A 17,883-nucleotide genomic window follows, 5' to 3' on the forward strand; every position below is an offset into this window, starting at 1 on the left:
CAGGTTTTACCAGTTTACTTCCGCAGTAAACATATACTGGTTGTATTTATTATAATGATTGTATTTTGCAAAATATGCTGGATCTCTGTTATCTACATGAGTTATGTTCCCTATAAATTTTACGTTTTTGTTGTATTTGTATGCGACACCCGCAATGTAGCCTTTTCTTGTATAATCTTTTACTGCAGGATCGTCGTTTTCTACGTTCCAGTTGTCATATCTTCCGAGAATCGACCACTTTTTGACAGGTCTGAACTCACCGTTGACGCTCCATCCGTTTCCTTCATACGCTCCGTCGCCTTCATAGTCAGACTTTACATACTGTGCCGCAACAAGGAAAAGAGGTCTGTTGTATACACCGTGAATACCGTACCATTTGAAATCTTTTACATTGTTTTTATATTCCGGATTTACCTGTCCGAAGAAAGAGATATCGGCGTATTCATCATCCATATGCACTTTCTCTTTGCCTGTTCCGAGAAGATTTGCGGTGAGTCTCCACTCGAAAGAGAGCTGCTGATTTTCTTCAGTTGAAGCGTCATGATACCCTTCGCCGTTGAAAAGGCCCACTTCACTTGAGAAATATTCGGTCTTTGTTTTAAGATTGAAACCTATATCGGCAGAGTTTGTCATATGTGCGCCCATATATTTGTCTTCCACGAAAACTTTGTTGATGCTTCTATACCACCATCCGTGATGCTCTTCCCAGTCTATCCACGGTCTGTGGGCTTGACCAAACTCCACTCCGGTGTAGGGAAGAATATTGTCAAGATATATATAGGCATATTTGAGTCTTACAAGCCAGCTTCCGTCATCTTTTGAACCAGTATCTTTATACTGTTGAAAAGTATCAAGGGTGATTCTTGCATAATCTTTCTTGTTCCAGTACGCTTTTACCTGTAGGTAGTTTCTTCTTGTCTCGAATCTGTTTATACTGTCTCTATTATCGTCATAATTTATACTTGTAAATCCCAGATAATGTTTTCCGCTGAATTTGAGCGTTTTTACTTTCGACTTGACTGTTGTCCCTTTCAAAGCCTTCGCCATTTTGCTTTTTATGGTTTCGTTCTGGATATAGACCTCTTTTGCAGAGATAAAATCTCCCAGTTCCACTCTGTTAGGTCCCGGTTTTGTATATATAGCTCCTGTATCTTTGTCCTGATAAAGCGTTATCGCTCCTGCGCTCAGACTGCCGGCTGTAAGAGCCGCCGCTGCCATTGATAGTACGATTTTTTTCATTTAAGCTCCTTTCGTATTGTTGGTTTTCGTGATATCTTCTCTTATTTGGGTTCTATACCGTGCTCTTTCCAGTATGCTCTGATCATGTTTTTGGTCTCTTCGGGAAGAGGAATGTATCCGAGTCTTTTTGCAGAATCGTCCTTGTTTCTGAATGCCCAGTCGAAAAATGCGGTAACTTTTCTGTTCATCTGGGTCGCCTCTCTCGGAAGAAGGATAAATGTTGCCGCAACTATTGGATAGCTGTTGTCCCCGGGCTGAAGAGCGAGTATCTGATAGAAGTGTTCTTTTGGCGACCATTTGGCGTATTTTGCCGCCGCTTTGAAGTTCTCTTCGTTCGCTTCAACCCACTTGCCGCTTTTTGTCTGCAGAACAGCCGCGGAGAGATTGTTTCTGAGTTTGTATGAGTACTCTATATATCCGATGCTGTACGGAGTCTGCGCGATAAGCGAGGAGACTCCTTCGTTTCCTTTACCCCCGAGACCTACAGGCCAGTCGAGAGACTTTCCTATACCCACGTTGTTTTTCCACTCATCGCTCACATGGCTTAGAAAATAGCTGAAATTAAATGTTGTGCCGCTGCCGTCGCTTCTTCTTACAACAGTTATTTTTTTATGAGGAAGATTGAGTGAGGGGTTGTCTTCTTTGATTCTTTTATCGTCCCAGTATTCTATCTTTCCGAGGAAAATATCTGCTAAATCTTTATTTTCGAGTTTAAGTTCATTATCTTTTATGCCAGGTATATTGTATGCCGCGACGATGCTTCCTATGACTGCCGGAAACTGATAAAGTCTTTTTTTGTCAAGCTGTTTCGGTTTCAGAGGTTTGTCGCTTGCGCCGAAGTTTACTGTTCTTTTGCTTATCTGTTTTATTCCGCCTCCGGAACCTATAGACTGGTAATTTACCTGGTTTCCTGTGACTTTTTGGTATTCATATGCCCAGTCAAAATAGAGCGGTGCCGGAAATGATGCGCCTGCGCCGCTTATCCTATCGCCTGCAACAAGGCCGCTTCCTGCAATGAGCAGAGCCAGTAAACTTTTTTTCAACATTTTTTCTCCTTCATGGTTACCGTTTTTTTTATCATCGAAATTGTATAAATAAAGGGTAACGATACGGTTACAACTCTTTTTGTCTCAGGTTACTGTTTTGTAACCAAAATTTTTTATACTTCACCGAAATTTTTAATATAATAATGAAAAGGAAAAAAATGCTGACAAATTACGAACAGAAACTCAAAGAGATAAAGTCTCTGATAGAAGATTTGGGGCAAAACGTACTTACAGCTCATAAAACGGCCCTAAGCGCTTTTAAAAACAGAGAGCTTGAAAAGTTTGATGAAGTTTTTCCGATTATAAAAAACATCCATTCCGAAGCAAACAATATAGATAATCTTATAGTAAAGACATTGGCTCTTTACGGTCCGGAAGCTACTGAGCTTAGAGAACTGATATCATTTTTGAAAATAACCAACGAACTAGTCCGCGTGGGTGACTATGCCAAAACATATGCAAAAAGCATGAGAGCGCATATCCAGAGCGAAGTTGACTTTGCCACTCTTGACAATTTTATAATACAGCTTCATCAAAGCGCTATAAAAGCACTTTCAAATTCGCTGAAATCCATAAATGCAAAAGAGGTTGACGAATTTGAAGAGTGCTACCGCATCACTATGGTTGAGGAGAGCAAAACCGACGATATTTTTAAACTTCTGGAAAAAGAGGTTCTTGCAAATCTATGCGACGATCCCGATAAAATGTTGGATTATCTCAATATTATCTCAACTGCAAGAAAGATAGAGCGCGCTGCAGATAGGGCCGTAGACATTGCAAAACTTCTTCTGTTTGCCAAAAAAGGCGGGGAACTGGAGAGTTTTTAAAAACATGGCACAGTGTGCGGGAGATAATTTAGCCTTTTTGCCGGCTATTACAGTTTTTAGGAGAAAAGGTGGAAAAGCCTTTAATAGTTATAATAGAAGATGAAGAAGATCTTTTGGAACTTCTCGAATACAGACTTTCCAAAGAGGGGTTTGATGCGGAGGGTTTTCTCTCAGTCAAAAATGTAGAAAAGTTTCTTGAAGAAGAGGAAGCCGATCTTCTTATAGTTGACAGAAACCTTCCAGGAGTTGAAGGAAGCGAGTTTGTAAAAAAGCTAAGACTCAAGGGCGTGGATATACCAGTTATATTTTTAAGCGCCAAATCAAAAGACGAAGAGATAGAAGAAGGCTTTTTAAGAGGCGGTGACGACTATATTACAAAACCTTTCAATGTGAACGAACTGATTTTGAGAATCAAAGCTCTTTTGAAAAGAGCAAATCCCCAAAAGTACAGTGAAGTCATACAGTATAGAGACCTGAAACTGTTTCCCAAAAGCAGAAAAGTTTTTGTAGAGGAGAGAGAGGTCGATCTGACAAAACTTGAGTTTGACCTCTTGTTTGAATTTATAAAAAACAGAAATATCGTTTTGAACAGAGAATATCTGCTTGAAAAAGTGTGGGGAAAAGATGAAGTTTTTCAGGACAAAACCGTTAATGTGGCTATAAAAAGGCTTAAAGAAAAAATAGACCCGCAAAAGACAAAGAACTACATCGAGTCTGTCAGGGGAGTCGGATATAAACTATGCTGAGACTCCACCAGCTCTTTTTTGTAAATCTCGTAATACTTTTTGTCGCTACGCTTATAGTATCTTCCATTGTAAGCTATTTCGCTCTAAAAGAGATAGAGATAGAGCATTTCAAAAACAGACTTATTACAAATGTGGAGATTATAGAGACAGAGCTCCCTTTTGTTGATAATTTTGACGAATTTGCAAAAAAAATCAGAGAAAAAACAGGCGACAGGGTAACCATCATAGATAAAAGCGGTAAGGTTATTGCCGAAAGCCATTTTGACAAAAAAGAGATGGAAAATCATGCAAACAGGCCGGAGATAATAGGTGCGAGAAAAAACAGCTACGGCTATTCTTTGAGATACTCTTCCACTCTTCGCAGCCAGTTTTTATATGTAGCCAAAAAAAGCGAATACAAAAACAGAGAGATTTTTATCAGACTCGCCATATCTACAGACAAGATACTTGACGATTTTTATAGACTATGGATAAAACTGACGCTGATTTTCGCTTTTTCTATATTTGTAGGACTGATACTTTCCTATCTGCTCAGTAAAAATATAAAAAGAGAGATAGACAAAATCCTCGATTATCTGATAGAGATTTCCAACAAAAACTATAAGGCAAAAATCTCTGCCGGTTTTGCAAAAGAGTTTGAAGAGATTATCCAGCATCTTAAAAATCTTGCCAAAAAACTTGAAAAAAGGGAGATGAAAAAGAAAAAATATACAGAAAAGCTGAAAAATATCAGCAGACAAAGAAGCGAACTTATCTCTGCCATAAGCCATGAGTTCAAAAATCCTGTTGCTGTAATATCCGGATATTCGCAAACGCTTCTAGAAGATGAAAACATGAACGATAAAATAAGAAAAAAATTTCTTCAAAAAATCCATGACAACGCTCAAAAAATCTCTTCGATGATAGACAGACTGGCAATTGCCATAAAATTTGAAAACAACGATCTGGCTTTGCAAAAAACAGAGTTTGATATATGTGAAGTTGCAAATGAAGCGGTTAAAATGCTCAGAGACAAATACAAAGAGAGAAAGATTGTGCTTAATTGCAAAAGCAGAATCGTTGAGGCCGACAAAACAATGATAGAGACAGTTTTGATAAATCTGATAGACAATGCTTTGAAATATTCGGAAGATGAGGTGATTGTAGAAGTAGATGAAAATTGGGTAAAAGTAATTGATAAAGGTATAGGCATAAAAGAGAGTGACATAGAGAAAATTACCCGAAAATTCTACAGGGCAAGAAGGAATACCTGGGACAACTCCATGGGGCTGGGTCTCTATTTTGTCACCTATATCCTGAAACTGCACAATAGCGAACTACTCATCAAAAGCCGTTTTGGCGAGGGTTCTGAATTTTCTTTTAAGATATAACAAAAAAATATATCTGCTTTTAATGCTGCCTCCATTTAAATCAAAATAATTAAATAGTTTTATTTATTTTAATCATTTTTTTTGATGGATGAATTAAAACTATCTTAACCCACACTCCAAAAACCCGTTTTTTTCTTACTGTAATGGAAATGTTTTTGGAAATTTTATAATTTTTAGTTATCGTTAAAGTTTCTCTGATAGACTATAAACAGGCACAGGAAAACGCTTAACGACGCGCTATAGTGCTTCTTATGTTTTTCGTAAGTTTTGCTTATAAAATGAAAGGAGAAGCTCATGAAGCTAGGCTTTTTGGTCGATCTTTCCCTCTGTATGGGATGCAAGGGGTGTGAAATAGCCTGCAAAGTGGAAAACAATGTTCCGCTAAGCAGCTGGAGGCTAAGGGTAAAGTATGTTGATGTTGGTACTTTCCCTGAAACAAAAAGAACATTCACTCCCTTAAGGTGTAATCACTGCGAGGATGCACCTTGTGAGAGAATATGTCCTGTAAGTGCTCTGCATTATCTGGACAACGGTATTGTCAATATAGACAAAGAGAGATGTATCGGTTGTGCCGGATGTATGATGGCATGCCCTTACGGTGCGATTTATATGGATCCTGAAACGAACACTGCGGATAAGTGCACCTACTGTGCGCACAGGGTAGCCGGCGGTATGATGCCGGCATGTGTTGTTGCATGTCCTGTCGAAGCGAACATTTTCGGTGACATTGAAGACCCGGCAAGCTCTATAAGCCAATACATTATGAGGCATCAAAACGGCAAAGGGGTGAAGGTGAGAAAACCGGAGAAAAACACCAATCCGAAACATTTCTATGTAGGCGCGGGAGAGGTGAACCTCAATCCTTTGGCATCAAGAAGAGAAGAGGGTTTCAGCCTCTTTAACAATATTACGCACTTAAAACATATCGGAGGTCACTAATGGTTGAGCATGCAATTCCTGCAACAAATGCAGTGGTAACTCTCGATGTTGCCATACCTCAAATAATCTGGGGATGGATGATAACACTTAATATGTGGGCAAAAAGTATAGGGACAGGCGTAATATTTATCGGCGCTTATCTTCTGTATAAATATCGTGACAGAGTCCAGGCGGTCAGATTTGCAATGCCTATAATATCTTTTATATTTTTAAATATTTTCCTTCTTTTTACGCTTCTTGATTTGCATCAGCCCCTTAGAATGTGGCATATATTCCTGTATCCAAATTTTACTTCGGCAATTACGGTAGGAGCATGGATTGCAACTGTTTTTACCGGTATAGTTGCATTGATGGCACTGATAGTCCTCAAGAAAAAATTTACCGGTTCTTGCAAACTTGAGCCTTTATATGACAAGTTACTTACTATTGCCGTTATACTCGCTATTCCCGTTACTCTCTATACGGCGACTATTATGGGCGAATCAACTGCAAGAGAGCTTTGGCAGACACCCACAGAGCTTGTACAGATGATGCTTGCCGCAACTTTATGCGGCTCAGCGGTGTTTTTGCTTATGAGTGGCAACTGGGGAGAAGAGGTGAGAAGAGACCTGGCGGCTATATTGGGACTTAGCGCGTTTTTGTCCTTTGTTATCTATATGGGAGAGTATTATTTCGGAGCGATGAAAGCCGAAGAAGTAGGAGCAATCATCTCATATGTAAAAGAGGGAGGTGTGATGCATTCGGTATTTTGGGCTGCACAGGCACTCGCTTTCATCATACCGATGGTTCTTGTACTTTTCAGCCTTAAAAGCAGAAGCACGCCGCTTCTTTATCTGGCTTCGGTTTCGGCTATAGCCGGACTTTGGCTGACAAAACATGTGTGGCTAATTATCCCACAACTACTACCTTTGAGCTAAAGGAGCTTTGATATGTTTATAGAGAGCAGAAGAAATTTTCTAAAAGGAACGGCCGCTGCGGTTGCAGGAATAGGTGTTGCGAAGGGAGTTTTCAGCACTATTATCCAAACAGACGCGGTTGCTGCCCAAAACTTTACGAATACACCTACAAATCTTGAATTTTATCCTCCTCTTGAGCAGTGGGATGATTTCAAAGAGCTTGATGGAGATGACTGGAAAAGAGGCGGAATAGAGCGCCATGGCATAAAAAGCGACAGTAATCCGGATGGAATAAAAGTTAACAACTATATGATAGTTCCTACGGCTTGCAGCAACTGTGAAGCATCCTGCGGACTTACGGCATGGATAGATAAAGATACTATGACTGTCAAAAAATATATGGGAAATCCTCTACATGCCGGGAGTCGAGGAAGAAACTGCGCAAAAGGCTATGCTGCACAGTCTCAGATGTATGACCCGGACAGAATCCCTTTTCCGCTGAAACGCGCCCCCGGAAGTAAAAGAGGCGAAGGCAAATGGGTAAGAACTACATGGGACGAAGCTATGGATACCATCGGAAAGAAGATGGGAGATACTCTCAGACGCGGCGACGAGATATCCAAAAAAGCCGTAATGTTCCATGTGGGGCGACCGAATGAAAACGGTTTTACCGGCCATTTCTGGCATACACTGGGATGTGATGCATTCAATTCGCATACAAATATTTGTAGCTCCGGTGGAAGGACCGGTACCATTCAATGGGCAAACGATGACAGAACTAGCCCGGACTGGGCAAAATCGAAAGTAGTTTTTCTAAACTCATCACATGCAGCAGATGCCGGACACTACTTCCAGCAGTCTGCCGGATTCATAGCCGATGCAAGAAAAGCGGGTGCAAAACTTATAGTTATGGACAACAGGCTCTCCAACTCGGCGGGAATAGCGGATCTGTGGATTTCGCCTTGGCCTGGAACAGAAGGAGCGATATATCTGTATCTTGCGAACAGGATACTACAGGAAGATAAAGTCGACCACGAATTTGTAAGAAAATGGGTCAACTGGGAAGTGCTTATGAATGATGACGAGTATCTTGAGTATATGCTCAAAAACAACTATATCACAAAACTTCCGAAAGATAGAAGTTACGAGAGTTTCATAGAGCTTTTAAAAGACCTTTATGCTCCGTATACGCTCAATTTTGCTGCGCAAGAGTGCAGGGTGCCCGAAGAGAAACTTGAAGAGTTGTATGATATCTTTATCTGGGGCGGAAATCAGGTAACTTCCTATTTCTGGAGGGCTACTGCCGCAGGAAACAGAGGTGGATGGATGAATGCGGGAAGAACAGGCTATCTACCGCTCGTTTTAAGAGGATCTATCGGCGGTGAAGGAGGTACTTTCTTCCACCACTGGCACGTTATAAGTGTGGCCGGAAAAGGATACAAATCAACTGTATATGGTAAAAATGCGCCTAAAGTAGATGTGTGGAATGAACTTGCATGGCCTCCTGAGTGGCCTCTTTCAACATATGAGATGAGTTATCTGCTTCCACATCTACTGAGTGATAAAGAGTGGCAGGAAAAATGGAGAAACAAAGGACTTAAAGTTCCAGAAAAACTTTCGGTCTGGATTCCGAGAATGTACAATCCCGTATGGATAAATCCAGATGGTTTCAGATGGATAGAAGTACTCAAAGATGAGTCAAAAATGGAGCTTACATTTAATCTCAGCCCTATCTGGAGCGAAACAAACTGGTTTGTCGACTATATACTTCCTGTCGGTCTTGCAGGAGAGAGACACGACCAGCACTCGGAAGCTACAATGCCTGCGCGCTGGACATCTTTCAGACAGCCGGTTTTGAGGGTTGCGCTTGAGAAAATGGGATGGAAACCAAAAGACCCGACCAGAGCAACACTCGAAGCACATATAAAAGCGGGACTTGGCGAAGTATGGGAAGAGAACGAGTTCTGGTTTAATATGGCGTTTAAAATCGACCCTGACGGTAGCCTTGGCGTAAGAGAGCAGTGGGAATCCAAAAAACATCCCGGAAGACCTGTTACAATTGCCGAGTGGTATGATGCGGCTTTTAGAAATCTGCCAAATCTGACAAAAGCTGCCGAAGCGGCATATCCAAACAGCGAATATCCTGTATATGAATTTATGAGAGACAGGGGGACATGGCTGGAGGAGGATAATATCTACAATGCCCAGGAACGAGAGATAAAGTACGACCCTGAAAAGAATGCCTATATTTCGCATGGACATGAATATCCGGCAGACGAAGTCGAAAAAGACGATACTACAGGTGTTCTTTATGTGGAGCATCACGGTGAGAAAAAACCTATAGGTATTGAAATAGACGGTAAAAAAATGGAAGGTTTTGCAACACTGGACAAAAAACTGGATTTTTACTGTCAGTGGCTCGCAAAAGAGTGGAAATGGCCTGAATATGCTGTTCCTTTTTATCCGAGAACCGAGAGTGAAAAGGACAAGTATGTTCATATCGTAAGCCATGTACATCACAGATATATGAAAGAGCCGAACTCTTTTGCGCTCAATACAATATTCAGGCTGCCTTACAATATACATACAAGGAGCGTAAACTCCAAACATCTTATGGAGATAAGCCAGAACCATAATCCTATCTGGATAAATACGCAGGATGCAAAAAGGCTTGGCATAAAAAAAGGAGATCCTGTAAGAGTAAGGATTGTTGATACTGTAAGCGGTCTTGAGAGCGGTTATTTTGTAGCGATGGCAGTGCCTACAGAGGGTATGAGACCGGGAGTTCTTGCAAACTCTCACCATGCGGGCAGATGGAAACTAAAAAACAGCGTAAAAATCCCGGGATTTGAGCATGAGTTAGGTGTTTTGGGATTTGGTGCGCCTCTTGCAGATATGAAAATGGACGGAAAAGTCGGTCAGCTTAAATACAAAGAGGGCATACATCCAAGAAACAACATCTGGCAGTTCAAAGACTACAACAAAGATGCTGACGATGTATGGTGGGACGGATTGACTGGAAGCTGGCAAAATGCAGTGGCACCTACACATCCTGACCCTATAAGCGGTATGCATTGCTGGCATCAGAAAGTCCTTTTGGAACCGGCACAACCGGGAGATAAAATCGGTGATGTGTATGTTAACTATGAAAATAATTTCAAAACATACCAGGCGTGGAGAGACAAACTGACTCGTCCTCTTACGGCAAAAGACAAACTCAGACGTCCGATGCATATAAAAAGGCCGTGGGTGCCTTTAAGCAGAAAAGCGTATGAGGTAGAGATAAAAGAGTGAGGATTGGCGGGTTTTCCCCGTCCAATCGATATTTGAATGTATATTACAGTATATTATAATATTCATTTCAATATCGATTAAAAGGCTGCCTGATGACTGCATTTCAAGATACAATAAAAAGAAACTCTCTATATTCACTCGCTTCAAGAATTTTTTTGCAAGAAATTGACGAAGAGGTTTTGAAAAAGATAGAAGAGGATGAAAATTTTGATTCCCTGTTTCCAACTTTCAAAGATTGGAAGACTAGAAAAGAGGTTGGTAAAAAGAGGCTGATAGAAGAGTATCTAAATGTTGACTATACCAATATAGCTATTCTTCATCTAATACCGTATGAAACATTTTATACAAGGGACGACCAGATGATAGAGTCCGGCGGGGCAAATCCGGTGGTTCAGATATATAATGAGTATGGTTTCAGAGTGGAACTGGACAGAGCAAGAGTCGTTTCTCCCGACCATATCGGCGTTGAGCTCGAATTTATGCATCTTCTGATCCAATCACAGATAAGAGCGGAAGAGTCCGAAGATTTTGCCGCGGCTACAGAGCTTAAAAAAATAGAAAAAAAGTTTCTCGAAGAGCATCTTTTAAAGTGGGCACCCATGTATCTGATAAATGTTGCCAATGAAGCGGCAACACCTTTTTACCAGGATAGTGCAAAATTCGCAATCGAATTTTTACTGGAAGATTATGAATATCTGAGCCAAAGATGAAACTTAGAGTAAATCCTACAGAGTGTGTAAGATATTTTTCAAAATTTTCATCTTGTAATCTATGTGAAAAGGTATGTCCCGAAAAGGCGATAAAAACCGAAGAGTCATCTTTGATGATTAAGCAGGATAACTGCGTAGAGTGCGGAGGATGCCTGGGAGTATGTCCCACAGAAGCATTAAGTCTTGAAAGCTTTGATACAACCGGGTTCTTTTTTGACTTTCTTGAGTCAAACGAAAATGTTATCTCTTGCAGAACCAATGTTCCCTGCATAGCTGCTTTGAGTACAGAACACCTGATATCAATCGCTTTGCTTAAAGAGTTGGTCATAGATATCGGCTACTGTTTCCAGTGCCCGGTAAAAGTACCGCTTTTTCAAGAGATAGAAAACAAAATAAGCGAAGCAAACTATGTTTTGAGTGCAATTTCAGACAGACAAATAGAAGCAAAACATATCAGAGCCGAAAAAAAAGAATCCGAAAAGAAAAGCAGCAGAAGAGATTTTCTGAACAGATTTACGTTAAAGGGTGCTTTGAAAAGCAAAAAAGAGTTTGACGAAGCGTTAAATGCCGGCGAATTTTCAAAGATAGAGATAAAAAACGAGGATATAAAAAATCTTAGGCAAAAGAAGATTCCGGACAAAAGAAAGATACTTTTTGTTGCATTGAAAAAAACCGCCAAACCCGATGTTTACAAATTTTTGCAAAACAAACATTTGAGTTTTATATCATCCAAAAATATAGATGACAGCTGCGATAACTGTTCCATATGCTACCGTATCTGTCCGACTGGAGCGCTAGGCAGTGACAAAAAGCAGAGCAGGATATTTTTTGAAGGCCATTTGTGCATAAAATGCTCTTTGTGCCATGACGTATGCGATAAAGACTCAATAAATATAACAGAACATTTCGACACAAAAGAGCTTTTCGAGCCGAGTGTGAAAGTTTTGAAAGAGTTTAATGTAGTCAAATGTGATGAGTGCGGAAACTATTTTACATATACTGGCGGCGAAAGAATATGCCAAAGATGCAAAATCGAAGAGGATGAGGCAATGAATTTGTGGGGGATAGAGACATGAATGACAATTTTATGCCCAAAGGGGTTAAAATAGTGGCACTTGCAGGCGAAAATGCCACTCAGAACAAAGCGGCACAGATTGTAAACAGGGAGTTGATGCAAAAAGATATCAATGTGCGCATAATCGGCATCAACATAAGAGAGGATGATTTCGGATTTTTTATATCGAATCTGAAAAACTCAAAAGTGGAAGCGACGATTTTTATGCCTGAATTTCAAAAAAAGGCTGCCGGATATTTTAAAACAGAGGGTTTTTTAAGCGCTGTGTATAAAAAAGAGGAGGGTTTTTTTCACATTTTGAATGATGAGATACAGATAGTGGATGACGGTATGCTCATAAAAATTATAGAAAAAATAGGAGAAGAAAATGGGTCAATATGATGATTTGAGACAGGAGTTTGAAAACCTTATTCAGGAGTGCTGTACTACTCAGAGTGAAGATATCGAAGAGGAGTATCCGAGTTTTACGGATGAGTTGATAGAAAACATGCTGGCACCGGCTAAAAGTGGTCTCTATTTTTCCAGATGGGATATAAAGGTAATGGCGGGAAGATTTGGCGAATCTATACAGGTGAGTGAGAGAAAAAAGATGTTCAAAGACCTTATGAAGTCTATAAAATCAAAAGATGACCTAAAAAAGCTTTTTGATATTTTCAGTGAGCATATAGATTCGAAAGTTTCCGTTTACAAAGAGCTTGTTGAAAACTTTCCTTCATCTGCACCTGTGTTTGAGGATATGGTCAAAAAAAGCGAAAAACTCAAAGATAGGTATAGAAAGATTTTAAATGAATTTGACAACTTTTAAAAATCAGGCAGTCCGGGTAGGTTTTTCGTATCCGTCGGTATCTGAATATTTCCCTCCATTATACCTGCCGGAAAATTCATAGGTTTGCAGTTTCTGGCTTTTAAGATCGGTATTGAAGGTTTTGCATCCGAGAGTCCAAAGTCGTAAAGATACATTATATCTTTTCCTCTTTTTTTGTCATATATCTTTACAATACCGAATGGAACCGAACTGCTCACCCAGTATTTATTATCTTTATCTTCAAAAACTGCAGCTTTAACGGTTTTGCCTTTTGGTGTTTTGTATGTTTTATATTTTATTTTTGCCCTTTTTGGATCAAATTTTTTCGGAGTCTTAACAGATGGTTTGTCATTTTTTGCAGAGACTCCCATATCCATTATACTGCCTGAGATACAACTTATTTGACCGTTGTTTTTCATAACGATTTTGATGATTTTTTCATCTTTTTTATCCATCCATATTTGTGAAGTTGAGCTTCCGAATCCGCCTCTGGTCCTAGTCTCTATAACATAGACTTTTTTACCGCCTATATCCTCTTCGCCAACATAAATATTTTTTATCTCTATTCGGTCCTGGCCGAACATAGATAGATACTTTGCCCAAGCACCGGGTTTTGGCTTCATAAAACCTTTATAATCTGAAGCGTATGAAAAAAGTGGTATCAGAAGCATAGCTGCCAAAAGGAGTTGAAGTGATTTGAGCGTTTTTTTCATTTTGCTTCCTTTTAAGCATCTTCTGTCAGTATACTTTTAAAATATTTAAATTACTATTATAAAATGTATGCCAAAAGGAGAAGCGATGAAAAAACTCTCCTGTTGGCAAATGCTCTTTTCTTTTTGCCTGAAGTGCATGGATGTTCCAATCGCCGGTATCGATACAAAGTACTTCTCTATAAAGAAACAAAATAGCGTTAAATGCCTGATTTTGTGTTGTCAGTGAAACACTTTTTTCTACGGCTAAATGTGTCAAAAACTCTTCTATCTCATCTTTACCCATGTTAGCAGGATGTTTTTTGTTATGAAATAAAATGAACTCTTTGTTCTAGTATACGTATGTTTTTCTGTAGCACGGCTATAGCCTTTTTTATAATTTTATCTTTCAGTCGGTCAAGAAGCTTTCTCTCTTTTTCAAAATTTCTTCCATATTATGGTCTATTTTAACCAAAACTACTTACTTATCAATTATCAGTATTTTTTATACATATGAAGTAACTATTTACGTATATTTAAGTATATGCAGGATAGTATCTGTTATGAATAAGTTGTTATATTTACGAGAAGAATCATAAATGGAATGGGAAACAGTTTTTAAGTTTGTAACCGCATTTGTCACCTCAATAGGTGCAGGTGGAGCAATAATATTTGCTTTGTCATCATGGCTTGGAAAGTTATGGGCTAATAGGATTCTAAGTAGCGAAAAACATAAATTAGAATCTGAATTGGAAAGGACAAAAAGAGAATTAGATATTATTAAAGAAACAACTCTTAGGTTTCAAAACGACAAAATTCTCATCTATCGTACCATAGTTGATGTCGTCGCACGAATTCTTTCCGCTTTTGACGCATACCAGACGGGAAGGTTACAACCACAAGATGCTGGAAGCCGCTTTGATGAATTCAATGAACAAAGATTGAGGGTATATGGGTATCTTGCAATGCTTGCACCACAATCTGTAATGGATGCGCAGGATCAACTTATGGATCATCTAATAAAGATAGCGAATGGCTCAGTAGACTATGAATGGAAAAAAGTCAGAGAATTGGCAATCAATCTGCTTAATGAAATACGGAAAGATATAGGAATAGATAAAAGCCCTATATCATACCGAGGGGAATTATGAATATAACAATGTCATAAAACCGACTTTTATAAATGCCAGTTAATAGTATTTTCTGAGGAAGATTCTATATGAACAAACGACTTATAAAGCTTTTTATTTAATATGTTTTATATGAAATTTAAATTAGAATACAATATAGATGAAGTAGATATATATAATCTTATCAATCAGAAAGAAGAATTACGATTTCATTTAAATTTACAATAAATGATTATTTTAGTTATTCAGGAAAAATATATTCATATTCCAATGATTTATTGATTTTTGAACTTGGAAACATTCACCATTAAAAATGGTATTTTGTGGTACAATCATTGCATTAGTAGCAGCATTGATATTGTCAGGTGGCAGAAATTGGTATTTCAAAAGGTGTATTTAAAGCTAACTACATCTTAAGTTTAGATAAATATTAACATAATAACAAATTCTTTTTATTGGAAAGAAATATTTGAACTTTAGGTTCAAATATTTCTAAACTCAGTTGTTATGTGTATATGACATGGAGAATAGAAAACTATGAATCAATTGCTGTTGTTTGAACAAGACGAAAAATTATTAAATTTACGAGAAGCAAGCAAATGGGCTTCTCAATATTTAAATCGTAAAGTAACTGTATCCAATATTTCTTATTTAATTCAATATGGAAGGATAAAAAAATATGGTAATAATGGTAATCCGCTAATCAATAAGAATGAATTAAAAGAATATTACGATAAAATTAACGAAAAAGAAAATGAATGGAAGAATGCTTTAGGAGATGACCTTAATTGGCATCTGTCTTTTGTTGAATATAAAGAGTCTGAAAGAACAAAGCATGTTCATCGATTGCATTCGTATAAGGGAAAGTTTATTCCTCAATTAGTTGAATATTTTTTAGATGGACATACAGATGAATTTAAAAGGGAAGTTTTCTTTAGAGAAGGTGATATTGTATTAGATCCATTTTGCGGAAGTGGAACCACACTTGTTCAAGCAAATGAACTTGGAATACATGCAATTGGAATAGATATTTCCACATTTAATGTAATGATTAGCAATGTAAAAATAGAAAAGCAAAATTTTGCCGAACTTCATAAAAATATTTTAAAATTAACTGCCAAATTAGAAAATTTTCAACAAAACAGAAATAATGTAAAATTTGAAGAACAGTTACTGAATAAGTTGGCTGAATTTAATAAAAAATATTTTCCGTCACCTGATTATAAAAGAAAAATCAGGCAGGGATTAATAAATGAAAAAGACTATTCTACAAAAAAAGAAAAAGAATTTTTATCAATTTATTGGGACTTGGTCAGAAAATATAATATTCAGATTAAGCAGAATAAAGATGAAAATTTTCTTGATAAATGGTTTTTAGCGCCTGTAAGAGAAGAGATAGATTTTTTGTTTGAAGAAATTAAGGAGATAAAAGATGCAAAAATAAAAAAAGTTTTAGCAATAATTCTAAGTAGAACTGTACGCTCTTGTAGAGCAACAACTCATGCAGATTTGGCAACCTTGAAAGAACCTGTCACTACAACTTACTATTGTAAAAAACATGGCAAAATTTGCAAGCCAATATTTTCTATAATAGGATGGTGGCGTAGATATTCTATTGATACGTTGAATCGGTTAAGTCAATTTGACAAACTGCGAACTAATACAATGCAAATTTGTCTTGTTGGTGATAGTAGGAATATTAATATAATTGAGGAAGCTAGAAAAAACAACCCCCAATTTGCTGAGCTGATTTCCAAGCAAAAAATAGCAGGTATTTTTTCTTCGCCACCGTACGTTGGTTTAATAAATTATCACGAGCAACATGCTTATGCATATGAAATTTTTGGATTTGAGCGAAGAGACGAGTTAGAAATAGGTCCTCTATTCAAAGGGCAGGGAAAAGAAGCGAGAGAGTCATACATTGAAGGTATAGCTAATGTGCTTATTAATTGTAAAAAGTTTTTAAGAAAAGATTACAATGTGTTTCTCGTAGCAAATGACAAATACAATCTATATCCACGAATTGCTGAATTGGCTGGTATGAAAATAGTTAGTCAATATAAAAGACCAGTTCTTAACAGAGTTGAAAAGGATAGATCAGCCTATGCAGAAATAATATTTCATCTAAAGGAGAACTAATTGTGAGCTTAACTCAAGAACAAGTTTACAAAATTGGAGAAGTAATAAAAGAAAGTTTAAGAAAAAAATTTCAAAACTATAACCCTGAGACAAAAAATATGCCATTTCATTACCGACTACTAGGTAGAGATAGAATGGCTTTATTTTCTTTTATACATTCTCTTAATACAACATTTGGAACATCAATTTTTGAACCAGTTGCAGAGACCTTAGCAAGCAAAAATTTTTCAGAAGCTAAAAAACAATATGTTTTAGGAACGAATATTAGTGAGAAAGCTCAACTTGAAATTCAGCATATAATAAATGAATTAACTACCGGTAAAGACCCTGATAAAACAACTGAGATTGAGAGAATACGCAATGTTGCTACTATTGGGAAAATGAATAAATTAAAAACTGTAAAAGTAGATTTGTTTTTAAGAGATAGAACTGGCCATGTTCATTTATTTGATATAAAAACAGCAAAACCTAATATTAGTAATTTTAAAGACTTCAAACGCACTCTTTTAGAATGGATAGCAATTTATTTAGCTGAAAATCCTGAAGCAAATGTCCATTCATACATTGCAATCCCTTATAATCCATATGAACCCAAACCCTACGAACGATGGACATTAAAAGGAATGCTTGATTTAGATCAAGAATTAAAAGTTGCTGATGAATTTTGGGATTTTTTAGGCGGTACTGGTGCTTATAAAGAACTATTAAATTGTTTTGAAAAAGTTGGTATTGAACTGCGATCAGAAATAGACAAATATTTTGAAAAATTCAAATAAAACACATAACAAATCGCTACACCTGATCGCTATTCCGCTGGCGCTTCATAGTGGCAGGTGAGCTTGGTTGTTAAGCAAGAAAGAGGAGGAAATAAGGTACATTTTAAGCCTTGTAACTATTGAAAGTTGGCTCGATGATCACTCTATTACCCAAAGGTCAAGTTACTCAAATCAAACGCAATATGCTTTCTTAGATAGTGCC

Annotated in this window: 17 protein-coding genes; 13 read left to right on the top strand and 4 right to left on the bottom strand. The window is 37.8% G+C overall.

Annotated features, from left to right (window positions below; genetic code table 11):
* Positions 1 to 6 precede the first annotated feature (6 nt).
* Together EPR_RS02795 and pstS are read right to left on the bottom strand one after the other, a co-directional pair.
* Positions 7 to 1,239, bottom strand: a complete 1,233-nt coding sequence (locus EPR_RS02795) for a porin family protein (RefSeq protein ID WP_200763763.1) — start codon at positions 1,237 to 1,239, stop codon at positions 7 to 9.
* Positions 1,240 to 1,280: 41 nt separating this feature from the next.
* Positions 1,281 to 2,285: a phosphate ABC transporter substrate-binding protein PstS gene (gene pstS, locus EPR_RS02800; RefSeq protein ID WP_200763764.1), complete on the bottom strand. Its 1,005-nt coding sequence runs from the start codon at positions 2,283 to 2,285 to the stop codon at positions 1,281 to 1,283.
* A gap of 158 nt (positions 2,286 to 2,443) precedes the next feature.
* On the opposite strand from pstS, the gene EPR_RS02805 reads away from it, so the two are divergent.
* The 10 genes from EPR_RS02805 (at position 2,444) to EPR_RS02850 (ending at position 12,947) form a co-directional block, all read left to right on the top strand.
* Positions 2,444 to 3,112, top strand: coding sequence for a phosphate signaling complex PhoU family protein (locus EPR_RS02805; RefSeq protein ID WP_200763765.1), 669 nt, complete (start codon positions 2,444 to 2,446; stop codon positions 3,110 to 3,112).
* Between the two features lie 68 nt (positions 3,113 to 3,180).
* Positions 3,181 to 3,858 carry a response regulator transcription factor gene (locus EPR_RS02810; protein WP_200763766.1) on the top strand — a complete coding sequence of 226 codons (678 nt, stop codon included), beginning with the start codon at positions 3,181 to 3,183 and terminating at the stop codon, positions 3,856 to 3,858.
* Entirely contained in the window at positions 3,852 to 5,228 is a 1,377-nt protein-coding gene (locus EPR_RS02815) for a sensor histidine kinase (protein ID WP_200763767.1), read from the top strand. The genes EPR_RS02810 and EPR_RS02815 overlap by 7 nt, the downstream gene beginning before the upstream one ends.
* A 294-nt stretch (positions 5,229 to 5,522) precedes the next feature.
* The gene (locus tag EPR_RS02820; RefSeq protein ID WP_200763768.1) at positions 5,523 to 6,167 is read left to right on the top strand and encodes a 4Fe-4S dicluster domain-containing protein; all 645 of its coding nucleotides are present in this window, start codon (positions 5,523 to 5,525) and stop codon (positions 6,165 to 6,167) included.
* Positions 6,167 to 7,084 carry an NrfD/PsrC family molybdoenzyme membrane anchor subunit gene (gene nrfD / locus EPR_RS02825; RefSeq protein ID WP_200763769.1) on the top strand — a complete coding sequence of 306 codons (918 nt, stop codon included), beginning with the start codon at positions 6,167 to 6,169 and terminating at the stop codon, positions 7,082 to 7,084. The genes EPR_RS02820 and nrfD overlap by 1 nt, the downstream gene beginning before the upstream one ends.
* Positions 7,085 to 7,096: 12 nt before the next feature.
* Positions 7,097 to 10,357 carry a molybdopterin-dependent oxidoreductase gene (locus tag EPR_RS02830; protein ID WP_200763770.1) on the top strand — a complete coding sequence of 1,087 codons (3,261 nt, stop codon included), beginning with the start codon at positions 7,097 to 7,099 and terminating at the stop codon, positions 10,355 to 10,357.
* Between the two features lie 92 nt (positions 10,358 to 10,449).
* Positions 10,450 to 11,067, top strand: a complete 618-nt coding sequence (locus tag EPR_RS02835; protein WP_200763771.1) for a TorD/DmsD family molecular chaperone — start codon at positions 10,450 to 10,452, stop codon at positions 11,065 to 11,067.
* The gene (locus tag EPR_RS02840) at positions 11,064 to 12,143 is read left to right on the top strand and encodes a 4Fe-4S dicluster domain-containing protein (protein WP_200763772.1); all 1,080 of its coding nucleotides are present in this window, start codon (positions 11,064 to 11,066) and stop codon (positions 12,141 to 12,143) included. The genes EPR_RS02835 and EPR_RS02840 overlap by 4 nt, the downstream gene beginning before the upstream one ends.
* A complete protein-coding gene (locus EPR_RS02845; protein WP_200763773.1) occupies positions 12,140 to 12,523 on the top strand; it encodes a hypothetical protein in 384 nt (127 codons plus the stop codon). Before EPR_RS02840 ends, EPR_RS02845 begins: the two co-directional genes overlap by 4 nt.
* On the top strand, positions 12,510 to 12,947 hold the full coding sequence (locus tag EPR_RS02850; RefSeq protein ID WP_200763774.1) for a hypothetical protein: 438 nt from the start codon (positions 12,510 to 12,512) through the stop codon (positions 12,945 to 12,947). The genes EPR_RS02845 and EPR_RS02850 overlap by 14 nt, the downstream gene beginning before the upstream one ends.
* Here EPR_RS02850 and EPR_RS02855 read toward each other — a convergent pair.
* Positions 12,944 to 13,660, bottom strand: a complete 717-nt coding sequence (locus EPR_RS02855; protein WP_200763775.1) for a hypothetical protein — start codon at positions 13,658 to 13,660, stop codon at positions 12,944 to 12,946. The genes EPR_RS02850 and EPR_RS02855 overlap by 4 nt on opposite strands.
* Positions 13,661 to 13,685: 25 nt before the next feature.
* Positions 13,686 to 13,976, bottom strand: a complete 291-nt coding sequence (locus EPR_RS02860) for a site-specific integrase (RefSeq protein ID WP_267905529.1) — start codon at positions 13,974 to 13,976, stop codon at positions 13,686 to 13,688.
* A 259-nt stretch (positions 13,977 to 14,235) separates the two neighbouring features.
* On the opposite strand from EPR_RS02860, the gene EPR_RS02865 reads away from it, so the two are divergent.
* The 3 genes from EPR_RS02865 to EPR_RS02875 all read left to right on the top strand — a co-directional run bounded on the left by EPR_RS02865 (position 14,236) and on the right by EPR_RS02875 (position 17,681).
* The gene (locus tag EPR_RS02865) at positions 14,236 to 14,787 is read left to right on the top strand and encodes a hypothetical protein (protein ID WP_200763777.1); all 552 of its coding nucleotides are present in this window, start codon (positions 14,236 to 14,238) and stop codon (positions 14,785 to 14,787) included.
* 516 nt (positions 14,788 to 15,303) lie between these two features.
* Entirely contained in the window at positions 15,304 to 16,905 is a 1,602-nt protein-coding gene (locus EPR_RS02870; protein WP_200763778.1) for a DNA methyltransferase, read from the top strand.
* A gap of 2 nt (positions 16,906 to 16,907) precedes the next feature.
* Positions 16,908 to 17,681, top strand: a complete 774-nt coding sequence (locus EPR_RS02875; protein WP_200763779.1) for a TdeIII family type II restriction endonuclease — start codon at positions 16,908 to 16,910, stop codon at positions 17,679 to 17,681.
* Positions 17,682 to 17,883 lie beyond the last annotated feature (202 nt).

The sequence above is a fragment of the Nitrosophilus alvini genome, from assembly GCF_015100395.1.
GTDB lineage: Bacteria > Campylobacterota > Campylobacteria > Campylobacterales > Nitratiruptoraceae > Nitrosophilus > Nitrosophilus alvini.